The organism is Candidatus Firestonebacteria bacterium RIFOXYD2_FULL_39_29, from assembly GCA_001778375.1.
Taxonomy (GTDB): Bacteria; Oederibacteriota; D2-FULL-39-29; order D2-FULL-39-29; family D2-FULL-39-29; genus D2-FULL-39-29.
The window spans coordinates 1-14,816 of record MFGV01000066.1 but is presented as its reverse complement, the minus strand read 5'-3'; the positions used below and the strand labels follow the sequence as shown (position 1 = coordinate 14,816).

Below are 14,816 nucleotides of genomic sequence, written 5' to 3'. Positions count from 1 at the left end.
TCAGTACGCTCTTACTTTATCAAACCCACCTTGCCTATTTTCTTATTAAAAAGATTCCACTTCCGCCAGTTATATTAGGCGGATCTCTCGATGAGATTACAAAACTACAGGATTCCGCTGATTAAGTAATAATTACACTTAGAAATACAGTTTAAACAGTTTATTTCAATAAACCGATCTTGCCAATCTTCTTGCTCCCATCCGGAGCTATTACCACGTACAGATAAACACCTCTGGCTACAAGCTCACTGCTCTCATTCTTCCCGTCCCATTCTATCCATCCAAGGTTACCTAAATCTGCTTCTTTTATTTCCCTTATCTTTTCTCCTGCTATATTATATATCGTCACGGTGCAGTCAACAGGCAGGTTGATTATTTTTAATTTACCGTCCACTGCGGTGCTTGGTTTATATGGATTCGGATAGGCTATCACATTGTTTAAATTACTGCTCACATACGTTCCGAGTATCCTGTACGTGCTGAAATGATTTACTTGCGCTGTTATTCTTCCGCCGCTTACTGTTTGTTTTCCGGGGACTATTATGTATTTGCCTGCTGACTCATCATAGTAGAACAGCCTGAGGCTGTTTTCGTCTACATCTCCTACCTCTTCCGGTTTGTACGGCACTGATATCTTAACCGGAATACTAAATGTCATTCCGGCTAACTGCCATGGGGTTGTTGTTCTATTTAACTCTCCGAAGTCACGGCTTACAGGTTTTACTGTCTCTTTGTATCTGTAACCCGTCCCGGCTGATGTTGGGTTATTTGTTACTCTAAATCCAATCTGTTTACTGCCGCTAAATGCTTTTGCAGGAATCTCCACGCTGGTTCCGTCTGCGTTTGTTATTATTGCCCCGTTCGTTCCGTCTGCTGTCACAGCTCCGTATACTTTTATCTTTACTTTTCCCGTTATTCCTTCGATGTCTTTATCAGTCACCTCTATCTCCTGCTCAGATAATGTCTTTAAACTTATTATTACCTGCTTTACTCCCGAATCTCCTGCTGCAAATGTATAATCAGGCAATGATGCTGCATTAGCATCTTTTATATTAAACCCAATCTTATTCAAATATCCCGTTACCAATGTGCTGTTTACTCCTTCTTCCCTTACCGCCCTTATAGTCACGGCAATGCTTTCTCCTGCTACTGCTTCCATTTGTGATAATACTTCTAGTTTTGTCACTGTACAAAGTTTAATATTTTTACTGTAAGTACTGTTATTCCCGGCATTGTCCGTGTAATTTACCGATATCGTCTTTAACCCGTCTGCGTTTGATACTGTGAATACCTTTGTTCCTAACGCATAACTTTCAAATGCGCTCCAACTGCCTGTTCCTTCCCTGAACTGCATCTGATTTACTCCGCTTAAATTATCATCTGCTGACACACTTAATGTTATCGCTGTGCTTCTCGAATACGCAGCTCCTCCGTTTATATCTATGCTCCCGGTCGGTACTGTTGTATCCAATGTTATTGTTCCTTCTATACTCCCGCTCCAGTTTCCTGCATTATCTTTATACCTTACACTTACCGTCTTTAAGCCGTCTCCGAAAGGCAGCGTATAACTATTTGATGTATTGTATGTTACCGCTGTTGACCAGGTGGTTCCTCCATTATTACTAAACTGCATCTCGCTTACACCGCTGTCGGTATCTGCCGCTGAGAGTGTCAAAAGAACACTCGTATTACTCGTATACACATCCTCATTGTTTATTACGATACTGCAGTTAGTCGGCCCGGTTGTATCCAACGTTATCGTATCTGTCGCTGCATTTGACCAGTATCCGGACACGTCTTTAAATTTCGCATACACTGTATTAACTCCGTTCCCGCTTGTTAATGTCCATACTTTTGTAGCCGCATAGTTTTCCGCTGAGGACCATGTTGAATTATCATTACTAAACTGCATCTGGGCTCCTGCTCCCATTCCGCTTCCGGCATCTACCGCATTTAATGTCAAAGTTACCGTCGAACTGTTTGCATATTGAGCCCCAAAATTAATACTTACCGTCCCTGTCGGGGCATTCCCGTCTAATATTATCGTATCTGTTATATTTCCGCTCCAGTTTCCTATCGCATCTTTGTATTTCACATACACTGTCTTTACTCCATCTCCTCCTGATACAGTCAATACTTTCGTCCCCGTGTAGTTTTCTGCCGTTGACCAGTTACTATTATCATTACTGAACTGCATCTGGGCTCCCGCTCCCATTCCGCTTCCGGCACCATCTGCTGCTGTTAATGTTACCGTAACTATTGTACCGTTTGTGTACGCCGCTCCGCTATTTATGCTTACACTTCCTGCCGGCGCTGTTGTATCCAGCGTTATCGTATCTGTCACCGCGCTTGACCAGTTCCCTGCGTTATCACTAAACTTTGCAGATACAGTCTTTGCTCCGTCTCCGTTTGAAAGTGCCCATACTGTGGTTGTCGCATATGCCACAGGCGTTAAATACGCGCCTCCATTGCTAAACTGCATCTGCCCCATGCCGGACTCGCTGTCTGTTGCAGATAAAGATAATGTCACCGTTGTGCTTTTTGTATAATTTACGCCGCTATTTATTGTCACCGTGCAGCTTGACGGCGCTGTGCTGTCCGTACCGGTTACTGTTCCTGATACAATATTACTGCCTGCTATAGCATTTCCTGCTATATCCTGTACTCCTGTCACTGTTATCGCAAATGTATTTCCCAGCACATTTGTAATCCCGGTTATTGTCGCAACATTATTTGCATATGTCAAAGCTGCGCTTGTCAGATCTTTAGCGGCTCCGCCCGCAGGGGAGGCCACTTTGTAATTCCCTTTTATTGTCGCTGTTGATAACGATATTTCCTCGCTAAATGTTATATTCACGCTCGTTGTATCAGCTATCGTTGCGATTACAGTCGGCAGTATCGTATCCGCCAGAGCTATATACTTAACTCCGCTGGTTGTATTCGTCCCAACGCTTGTGGTTACTCTCAAATCATACGTCCCGGCGGTTATTCCGCTGTTTATTACTGCATTCTGTATTTCCGTATCATTTATCACACTGTATGTAGTTGCCAGTGTTACCGTTGACGCTCCCGTCATCTGTATCATTGTTACCTTGTTTGACCCGACTCCTCCGAAGAATCCGCTTCCATATATGTCTATTGTGTTTGCCAGATGTCTGTACCCGCTATTTGGAAGTACATTTGAAACCACGGGCACAGCAGAATTTACTACAAAATTGACGCCGTTTCCTTCTCCCAGACTACTTGTTACTTTCATCTGATATGTTCCGGCATTTATTGTATTTGGAATTACAACACTGCTTATCGTTGTATCGCTTAACACACTATACCCTGCTATTGTTGTAGTTGTCGGACTGGTATATATTTTCACTGCTGTTACATCCGACGATGATTTCCCGCCGTAGAAACTATTTCCCGTGATTGTTATTGTAGCACTCTGTCCGTAATAGCAGTTATTCGGGTTTAAGCTACTTATCACAGGTGTTGTTATTCCAACTAACGTATATTTGCTGTTTGCGCTTGTTACGCTTACTCCCGCTCCTGTTGTTACTTTCACATCATAAGTTCCGCCTGCGAAACCTGACGGGATAATAGAGTTTTGTATCTCCGTGTCACTTATTACACTGTAAGCGTTCGTTATTGTTAACGTTGAAGTCCCGGTTAACTGAATCATGGTTACACGATTACTTCCCACCCCGCCAAAGAATCCGTTTCCTACTATCTTTATTGTATTATTTGCATTGTTATTTCCGTTGTTTGGAGTAACAGCTGAAACTACAGGTAAAGGAGCAGTAACTATATATGGTACACCTGCGCTGTCTCCTCCGCCGGTTGTTGCGACAACATTATATGTCCCGGAAGTTAATGTGTTTGGAATGATTACTCCCGTAATACTTGTGTCTGAGGCTACGTTGTATGCCGTTGTTATCGCTGTGGAGCCAACTTTCAGCCCTCTAACATCACTACTGTTTGTCCCGGCGTAAAATCCTGAACCGGTTATTGTCATTGTTACACTTTGATTATATACCGCGGTGTTTGGGGTGATCGTTGTTATCACAGGCGCTGTTGTTGTTAACGTTAATTTCCCTGTAGAAGTTGAATTACTTCCTTGAGGTGTATAAACTATTACATCATACGTTCCGGCTTTGGTTTTTAACGGAACTACAGCGCTGTTTATTACACTATCAGATATACAGTTCCACCCTGATAAATTGGTCGCTGTCCCTAATTTAATTGCGGTGACGGAGGAGCTGGAAGTGCCGGCGTAGAAGTTAAGGCCGGTTATTGTTATTGTGTTTGCTTGAAGATTTGAGGCAGAGGATGGAGCTACAGTTAATACTATCGGCATGCTGTTTGCCATTGTTATATTTCCTGTGACACCTGACTTACTGTTCCCGTCTTTGGCTGTTATTTTTACCGGGCCTTCTACTTTGCTGTACGTTTCACTGAATACAAGTACTCCGTCGGTTAATCTTACTGAGGTTATTCCCAGAGTTCCTGTACCGTTTGTTGTTAAGGCCACTACCGGAGAACTTCTCACAATACTGTTTCCGGAGTCTTTGGCTGTTATCGTTATTGTAAATCCGTTTATATCTGCCACTGCCGGAGCGGTCACCGTATACGATGCTATTACTGATGTTGTTGTAATAGCTGTTGCCCCAACAATACTGCCTGATACCGCCGTTATTGTTGTTGAACCTGCAGAACTTGGTGTTACCAGTAATGCCGAGAATTTACCGTCAACATCGCTTATGCAGGATGTCTTATCCAAGGTCCCGCCGCTTGATGCTATTGTTATTGTCTGCCCGCTCACTCCTTTTGCGTCTATATCCTTTATCGTTCCATCAATCATTACCGCCTGTCCGGCAACGCAGGTTGCAGGGGATAATATCATGCTTATATTATTAGCAGGTTTTGTAAAGAGTATCGCATCGCTATAACTAGTTTTCCCTCCGCCCGTTATTTTTATCTTTATATTTTCCGCAGCATTATAGATGACTCCTAACAAGGTAATTGAGCTGTCTATATTATTTGATATTATTGTTGTAGATATATTCAAACTCCCCGTCCCCGATATTGTCACATTTGAAGCTGAGACCGCGCTTATTGTCAGATTTATAGGACTTGTCGAATTAACAGGCCCTCCGTTTATATCACACGCCTTTATCTTCATGCTGAACGGCTGATTGATAAGTAAATTTGAAGAGGCCTCAATATTAAAACTATCAAGTACAGATTTTGCAGTCGGTACGGTTATAGTATCTGTTATACCGTAACTTGTCACCTTAACAACATAATCATAATCCATAATGTCCGCAGATTTCAATATACAGTTTGCTTCTCCGGTTGCATCCGTAATAACAGAAGTCAAACCATACAATGTTCCAAGCGAACTCATCATCGAAAAAGCAACACCTGTAGATGAAAGAGGCATACCGGTAATCGCATTGACTTTTGCAATTATCGTACAATTCGACAAGGACTTAACGACAGAGGGTTCTGCAGTTATTTTTAACATTACAGCACTATTATTATTAAACCCTGAATCAACTCCTATTATTTGTTTTGTGTCGGAAGTTAAATTATCCGAAGATGTTGCAGTTATCGTATTTACTCCTGCAACAGGATAAAACCCTAAATTATATACACCATATGAAGTTGATATATTTTGATTTGATGAATCAACTAATTCTTTTGTTCTTCCTGTATTAAGTGTATTCTTAAAATATAATTGTGAAGCTGTTCTCCAATATATCACCCCGGTATTTGACGTAGCATACTTAAAAACCCCTCCTGTAGACGTAAGAATGATATATTTTGTTTCATCAGTAGACGCGTCACGACTAACTCCGACGTCATCTCCAACATCGTCTAAAACCTGAACATAAATACCGAGATTTGTAGCAGGATACAAAGGTAAAGTAGCAGGAGCAACTAATCTTAATTTTGAAACAGCACTCACGATTGTAACGGTTACAGTTTTTGTCACTACGCCGCTGTTAATATTTATTGTACTGTTTCCGGCTACGGCAGTATTTGCAAAGGTAGACAACGAAGTCCCTGTTGAATCTGATTTTACGGTTATCGAAGTCAAGGGCGCTCCGGCTGTAAGGAAACTGCCGGAACCTGTGACACTGAACGATATATTAGCTCCGCTTAACGGCGCGTTATTTATATCTTTAGCTATTGCTTTTATTACGGAAGCTCCGGAAGAGATCAATACTTTCCCGGGAGCCGAGGTAACCTGCAAGTCAGAAAGATTAATAATATTTATCGTTACCGCTTTTGTCACCCCGCCTGCGGCTGCCTGCACGGAAACATTTCCAGCAATACTTCCTGCAGAGTATACTACAACAGCTTTTCCCTGACTATCCGCAGCTGAAGTCAAAGTACTTAAACTCCCGCTCCCTCCGCCCTGTATGCTGAAGCTTACAGGAAAACCGATTATCCCATCCCCTTTTACATTGTATACTGTCGCATAAATGTTTGTGCTTCCGTTTACAGCTATAGTATTATTTTCCGCTAACATGATAATACTGCCGGGGACAACTCCTTTTATTGTCACTGTTTTCTTTATCCCCAAGTATTCCGCTTGAACTATATTACCACCTTCACTTGGACCTAAGGTTAATGTCGTATACGCATATCCGGATGCGTCTGTAGTTGCTGTAGTAACCGACAAGGTTCCCGTAGTCAACATTTTAAAAGTAACTACAGCTCCTGAAACATTGGCCCCTGAAGAGTTTAAAACCTGCGCTTTTAGAATTACATTTGCATTCACCGCTCCGCTTGCATAATCACAACTAAAATTCAAGCTGTCTCCGACTTTACTGACCGTTAAATCATAATAGGGAAGACCGCTGCATGTTATTCTGACCGTATTAGTACCTGCTCCTGAAAAATCACATCTTAACATTACTTTTCCGTCATTATCAACATTCAACGGAGAGGCAGGACTTATTAATGTTACAGTGCTTCCGTTTATCTGACTATAACTTACCGGCGCATAGGGCACACCGCTGCCAATATTATCTTTAATAATAATATTAGCTTCACAATATGTACTATTCTTGTCAATAGATATGCTGTTTCCCTCTGCTATATATATTGAAGCCGGCACGACACCTTCTATCGTGGACTGACAGCTAATACCGGCTGATCTCAATGTTACCGTACAGGTTCCGCTCGCTGCCGTAAATGTATTTGTTATTCTTCCGGTTGCATCACTTGTAACAGCTGAATTACCGAATGCTCCTTTATCAGCCGAACAAGTTATTACTGCGCCGCTAACGGGATTACCTAAACTGTCTTTTACTGATGCAGCTACTATAACCTGATTCCCTGTACATATTTTCGCTGCACTTGTCCCCATAAATCTTATAGATATATCTCCTATCGTCGCTACGCTGCTGCTTGTTACAGATATTGCTCCGCTAAATCCATATTTATTGCCGCTATCCGATGCTTTTATCTTAATTGATTCTGTTTTACTATACCTTTGATTTGTTATTGTTTTTGTCCCGCCGGTTAAACTTACGGAGGTCACAGATAATGTCCCTAATGCAACACTTTGTTCATAGCCTGCCAGAGTCGGTATCAAATCAGCAGCATTACTTGCATTGGCAACAAGGTTTTCATATCTATCCATCGCGCTTACTGTAAGCATGAAATCCGTGTTTACTAATGATGTTGTTACCGAACTTTCTACCTTATAATGATCAATATCCCCATAAACCGTATTTATGTTCGCAGTATTACTAATCCCGCCTGTCTCTGCTTTTATTGTACAACCGGTCCCTGCTGTCGTAGATGCTGAATATGACACTCTTGCTATTCCGGTTATATCCGTAACCGCTTTATTCGCACTTAAACTCCCTGTCCCGGATAATATACTTACAGTAACGGTAGTACCCGCAACTGCAACATCACTTCCGTCTTTTACCAATACATCTACTTCTGTCCCTCCCCCTGTTTTCACTGATGTTATTAAAGGAGTTACTGTTACTGAACTCACAGCATTTATCCTTACATAAATAGTCCCTTTTTGTAAACTACCGCTTGTAAGTTCTACAACATTTGGACTATTATCATTCAATGTAAGATTTACTTTTGCTTCTCCGTTGGCATCCGTTGTTACTGCAGTTCCGCTTAGCGTTCCCGTTCCCTGTGTCTTTGCAAATGTTATTGCCGTTCCACTTGTTGTTATCTGATTCCCGTATATATCCAGTATTTTCCCCGTTATTGTTACAGTTTCTCCTGATGTTGCCTGTTCTTTGCTTAAACTTCCCGCTACTTTTAGAGGTTTACTGCTGTCTGCTATCACTGTTATTATATCACTTAACCCCGTCGTTCCTTTTACATCCTCCACCTTTATTCTTATCCCGGTTGCTTCAACTATCGCATACGATGTTATTACTGCGCCTATTCCTGCATTTAAATTCCCTATAGGATTTGACAAAACACCGGTTGCATCTCCCGAATTATTCCCCATTACAGGTGTCAAGCTCAGCTTTAGATTTGTTGTTGTTATCGGAAGGATTACTGTCTCGGCAGCATTGCTATATGCTGTTATTGTCAGATTAAATAGTTCACCTGCTTTTACAGTTAATGAAGTTGTTGAAATATTATAATGATCCGGAACTGCGCCCCAAACATTTGCCGTGCATGTAAGAGGCGTCCCTGTTGTTTTAATTGCTCTTACTGTATTAATCCCGGCAACTGTCCCTGTTGTTAAAACCGTTGAATATGCATTTACCGTTGCTGCAGGATCTACGCTCCCTCCGCCTGACACAACTGCATAATTCAGCGTTGTTCCAAAAGAAAATGCTGTTGACCTTATTCCTACCCCGTCTATTCCATATATATTAATAGCAGTAACATCTCCCGGAAGCACTTTTGGATAATTTGACACTCCCTGCAAGGAAATTATTGGGGCGCTGTTTGCTGCCGTCGTAAATGATTTAGTCGGGTACTTTATTCCGCCGGATGTATTTACTCCGCCTCCTGCTGTTTTTGATATTACCCTATAACCATACACCGTTGACGGATTTAGTCCTGTCAAAATCATACTATGGATTGTTACCAAACTGCTGTTTTCAGCTGTCATGTTAACATTCGACCACCTTGAAACATCAGTGTAAGTAAAATTAGTATAACCGCCGCCGGCATATACGGCGTACTCTACCTGTGATGTAGTCGGCACATCAGTTGTCCACATTATAACAGCACTTGTATTTGTAATATTAGTAGCTCCTAAGGAAATACCAGCACTTCCGGCAGTTACTTCATACTCATCCGTATAGGGACCGTATCCTCCCAATGCATCTTTTTGATTTAATCTATACCTGTAGGTTGTACCGCTTACTACTGTTGTATCCTTCCATCCAAAATAATTAACCGTTCCCTGATGTGTATATTTCAACTGCCAGTCTCCGTAGGGAAGCTCTTTACGATATACCTGAACACCTTTATCGTAATGCCAGTCATAATCTATAGTCATAAGGTTTCTTGATTCTCCGGATAAGGACACTCCAAAAGGAGAAGGAAAGATATTCGGGTTATCCGGAGTAAATGTACAATATTTAAAATACGGCTCGGGAATAATAGTTTTTATGTAAAATATATTCCCTATTGCAGGCGCTGATATCTTCCCGCCGGAGAGAATATACATATTTGCATCCCCGTCTTTATACTCTTTGCCGTTATTCTGCTGAACATCATAATATCCTCTGTAAAATAATCCCGTAGCATCCATTTTTTCCAATACACCGGATTGTATATCCAGATCCCCCTGCTGGTCTAATTTATAACTCGGTAAATTAGCTCCGTCTGTAGTAAATATACTGAAATAGGTCCTGCCAGCTTTTGCATAAATCCTTGAAAGTAATGACCCGTCTACAACATATACAGGCAGTTCTGTTGTCATATCCTTATCGCTGTAATATATTATCGCGTTATTTGGAATGCTTGCGGCGCCTATGCTTATATTTTTCTTTATTGGATTTTTGAGAACTGTCTCTTTTGCTATTGATGATTTTACCGAACAAATATTTGTGCCGTCACCTTTATCTATTACACTTAGCAATTCTCCATTATGGACTATATATGAAGTGTCTTTCGGCATCCAAAACTTTACACAAATATTATCATAAGCGCTCCAATGCCCATTTAAAACTTGCGCTATATTTACACTCACATTGCCGTCATTAGAAGTTAATCCGTTATATTGCTGCTTATAACTGACACTTATTCTTAAACCTCCATCATACCAGTCAGACGGCTCTACTCTTGTTTCTGTGATTTTATTATTACCGACCTTTACTACTCTAAAGAATGGTAATTTCGTTGTCCCCCATGTAGTTCGCATCAATTCTTTTGTCTTTATATACTTAGTCGGGGTTATCCCGTCAGTCGTTACTGCATCAGCCGCATAACTTAGCGCTGCGTCAACTCCGTACGTATTACAGATACTCCCTATTTGAGATATATTATTGTTATAAAATATAGTCTTCATATAATAACTTCCGTTTAATTCGCCGGCTATCCATGCGTACTGTTCACTGCCTATAGTGCCGTTAACATCCGTCGTATCTAACCCGGCATACTTCTGATTACCGTACATAAAGCTGTAATATCTCGACCCAATTATCTCTTCATATTTTTTATGGGATTCGGAATCACTTTCACCAAAGCAGTCCGTGGCTCCGGGCACCACAAATACCGGAACATCACTGCCTCTCACATTGCTTAAAAACTTGTTTAAGCTATACTCCAACCCGCCGGAAACCAAGTACCCTCCCGTTACTATCACAAACTCCGGATTAATTATGTTGATTTGACCTAATGCTTGATCAAAATTACCTTCCGCTAATCCTATATGCATATAATAATAACTGTCTTTATACGCTTTTACTGCTTTTACAGAATTATATGAGACTTCCGTGGATTCATTGCAGGTTACCTGCAGGTCATACAAACATTCCTGCGTATCTGCCGGTATAACAGTTGTAAGATTCCATTTACATTTTGCCGGGTCGTAAACCGGCGTAACGTACAGATTGACTTCTGTTGCCAGTTTTTTTAATTTAGCGGTCCATCCGCTTGCGGAAGAGGTTGCGTTACATTCAATTGTCATACTGTCTCCGCTTTTTATTATATAGGGCATCGTAGTTTTGGGTCTTTGTATTAATGATACATTTCCCGCCGGTTTTTGCTCAAATGTATATATATACCCGCCGTTTGCAGTCGCTATTAATTTATTATCCGCTATTATTACAGGACCAAATCCTTTTCCCTGCGGATTTACATATTTCCAGACCAACTCTCCGTCTATGTTTGTCGTATCTGTTTTTAGCCCGTACAAAATCCCGTCTATTTTGTTATTAAATGCTGCCGGGCCGCTTAACGGTGTTCCCTGTGTTCCAAAATATATAATATTACCGGATAATGCAGGTGTCATGGTATCATTAAAATAACCCTGTGTTTTGTACTTCCATTTAAGCGCCCCATTTGGATTTGATGTATTAGCGTCCAAGGCATAAAATGTTCCATCTGTTCCTCCAAAATATACAACTCCGTTACTGACTATCGGAGAGGTCATATTGGTTACAGAATACGAATTCCTCCAATCTATTTGGGAAGGAGCACCAATTCCCCTGCTATCAGGCACTTCATCATATTGAAATTTCCACTTTTCTTCTCCGGTCTTGGCATCCAGACAATACATATATACAGTAAACGGTGTTTTTGCCCCATCTGAATATTCCCCGTAACTACTTTTACCCTGCGTCCCCCCTACAAATATCTTCCCATTCTCGTAAGCAACTGAAGTATGATATTGATAATATTTACCTTTTGCCCATTTACTCTTTCCGGTATATATGTCAATCGCATGCAAAATACCCATACAATGAATATAAAGCGTATCTTCTGCTATACAGGGCACCGCCATTACATAATTATAACTAGCTTCTTCTCCATAACGAATTAACGGATATTGTTGATTTACTTCACTCCCCCACAGAAGGCTGGGTGACCTATTGTCTCTTGCCCATATATACATATTTGCCATACCATCATTATTTACTTTTGAACAATATATCTGGAAACCTCTATCTTCATCTTGAAATCCCTCACAATCCCAATTAACATATACATATCCTTTATAATAGGCATATCCTCCTTGCTTGTTTCCCCCATATTGCGGAATGCTATACGTTAACCTTCCAGTAGCTTTTTCGTAAATTCTAAGGCCTCCTTCATGCCCGTCTGCCCCGAATATATAATTATCATATACCGCAGGATACATTTTATTATATCCGTATCCACCTTCAGCAATTAACCAACGAACACTTGATCCGCTTAAGTCATATGTAAAGAGATCTATTGTAGCTCCTGTCCATGAAACATGCAATAAACCATCACTAAATATTGACAGCCCATCGCCATTAACCCCGTTATTCGCAGAACCATTCATCCACTTTAAGGCAAGAGGAGGAACTATCACATCATTACTTCTACCGCTATGGCTTAAATCATGAAACGCCATCGGCCAATCATCCGAGAAGCAGGTCGAGGAAAGCAAGAAAAGCAAAGAAAGCAAAAACAGAAAGAGCAGTTGAGCAAAGTTTAAATATCGAACCATAATTCTTTGCGAAATCCACCTAGGTGGACGAAGCGGTGAGAGAAGTGACAAAAGTGAACGCAGTGAAAAAAGAAAAACAGATTTTATTGATCTGTCTGATCGTTTAATATTTTTAAGCATTTTTACTTCTCTCACTTTTTCCACCTTGGAACTCTTGAAGATTTTCCGCCACAAAGCGTTGGCGGACTGCCCGCCTAGGTGCTGGCGGCCAGGCTTTATTTTCTTATCTTCCGCTTCTTCTGTACTTGCTGTTTGTGCTGTTCTTGCTTCTCTTGCTTCTTTTCTCTTCGCCGAGCTTTACAGAAAGCGACACTCTGTGCGCGCTTCCTAAATCTCCGAAGAGGCTAAAGTTATAATCTAGGCCGCAGATCATTCCGTCCAAGTTTTGTTTTACTCCGGCCCCTACATTTAGATTGTTTAAGTCATAGCCTATTCCATAACTTCCGCGTACACTTACAAAATTATCATAACAATACTCTGCGCCTATGCTTTCAACTGTTTTGGAACTTGCTAATATATAGCTCCCGCCTAAGGCTAACGTAAGGTCGTCATCGCTCATTATTGAAAGTTTGGCGGATAATCCTAACCTCGCCAACATCGGAGAAACATCTGATCCTACATTTCCGCCTATATTGCTGAGTGATGCTCCGATACCTACTCCCTCTATTCTATATAATACTCCCACATCTCCCATTATTCCGCTTACACTGCTTCCGTCTATATCCTCTGACGCGTATTTCAAACCGGCTCCTACATTTAAACTTTCACCCAACTTATATCCGATCGAAAGACCACCTGCTATGTTATTCGGGTTAAAAGCCCCTGCCGTTCCGGAGTATACTCCCGACGTATCTTCTGTTGTTTTAGTTATACTTCCGTAGTTTAAATAAATCACATAAGCTCCGAGGGTCATGTTTTTTCCGGCAGGGATAACACCCGCGGCATACTCATAGCTGGTCTCACCTATGTACGCTAAATGCATGAGGGATATCTCGGGAGTTGTTAATCTTGCCAGACCTGCGGGGTTATAGAAGCTTGCATTGGAATCATCTGCTAAACCTACATACCCGTCTCCAATACTGGCGACTCTCGCGGAAGGTTTGATCTTTAGGAATTGTAAACTTTCTGTACCAGTTCCGGCAATAAGTGGGATTGATAGGAATGTAATAAGAAACAAACAGAAAGATATCAATGTAGTTGCCTGATTCCCTCCAAAAACTGGCGGGCAAGACATCAGGCATTGACAGGCTCGATTCTTGTGCCCGCCAATCTTTTTGGAGGGAATCAAGCAACTACAAAATCTCGAACTATTCTTATTTAGCTTGCATTTGCAGCACCAAGCACGCATCGTTCCTCCTTGAAAATTATTTCACTGACACTCATTGCTCTTATTCTTCCCGTCCCATTCCATCCGACCTAAGCCACTCAAGTCCGATTTCTTTATCGCTCTTATCTTTTCCCCTACCATGTTATATATCGTCGATGTGCAGCCTACTTTGCTGTCAACCGCAGTATACGGCTTATATGGACCTGTATATGATATCACTTTGAATATATTCATTTTTCTCCTTATTTTCAGTAGTCTCAGATTTGCAGTTTTCTAATATATCAGCGGCTTTTTCTGCCGGAGTGTAGGTTTTTATGATCTTTTGCATAATGGCTGAATTCTCTTGGAAAGATTTCTCTCCAAGAATCTCCCTTGACATCTTAAGCAATAATTGAGGATCCTTCAAAAGTTGCTGCCAGGTCAGTGTTTTCCCGACTCCCAGCTCCTCTACTCTTCTCATATTAAAAGCTTGATCCGGAATAGAAGGTATACCTATCACCGGTTTGTCATGGGACAAAGCCTGATATATTGTCCCGTTCCCTCCATGACAGATAACAAGGTCTGCTTCCTCTATCGCCGAATCACCGTCTATGTACTCTTCAACGTATACTTGTCCGTCTATAGTTCGCAGCCCCTTTGCTTGTCCTCCGGTTGTTATGATAGCTGAAAAATCTGAGTCTTTGAAAAGGTCATAAACTAACGGAAATATATTACTTATGCCTGTTGTTCCCATGCTGATATAAACAAGCGGTTTACTATTGTTCCTAGGCGGCCACCAGTCAGGATTCGAAATATTATCAGGTTTCCAGGTCAACGGCCCTATATAATGATAATCTTCCGGCAGAT

Annotated in this window: 3 protein-coding genes and 1 pseudogene; all 4 read right to left on the bottom strand. The window is 41.3% G+C overall.

The features are described 5' to 3' along the window. Positions 1-160: 160 nt before the first annotated feature. The 4 genes and pseudogenes from A2536_08310 to A2536_08295 all read right to left on the bottom strand — a co-directional run bounded on the left by A2536_08310 (position 161) and on the right by A2536_08295 (position 14,816). Positions 161-12,643, bottom strand: coding sequence for a hypothetical protein (locus A2536_08310; protein ID OGF45376.1), 12,483 nt, complete (start codon positions 12,641-12,643; stop codon positions 161-163). 223 nt (positions 12,644-12,866) lie between these two features. Beyond that, positions 12,867-13,820 carry a hypothetical protein gene (locus A2536_08305; GenBank protein ID OGF45375.1) on the bottom strand — a complete coding sequence of 318 codons (954 nt, stop codon included), beginning with the start codon at positions 13,818-13,820 and terminating at the stop codon, positions 12,867-12,869. Between the two features lie 192 nt (positions 13,821-14,012). After that, positions 14,013-14,204: a hypothetical protein gene (locus A2536_08300; GenBank protein OGF45374.1), complete on the bottom strand. Its 192-nt coding sequence runs from the start codon at positions 14,202-14,204 to the stop codon at positions 14,013-14,015. Next, positions 14,164-14,816, bottom strand: a pseudogene (locus A2536_08295) (hypothetical protein). Before A2536_08295 ends, A2536_08300 begins: the two are co-directional and overlap by 41 nt.

Coding starts and splice junctions, on each gene's coding strand:
- A2536_08300 (OGF45374.1), bottom strand. CDS start 14,204: ATGAATATATTCAAAGTGATATCATATACAGGTCCATATAAGCCGTAT.
- A2536_08310 (OGF45376.1), bottom strand. CDS start 12,643: ATGGTTCGATATTTAAACTTTGCTCAACTGCTCTTTCTGTTTTTGCTT.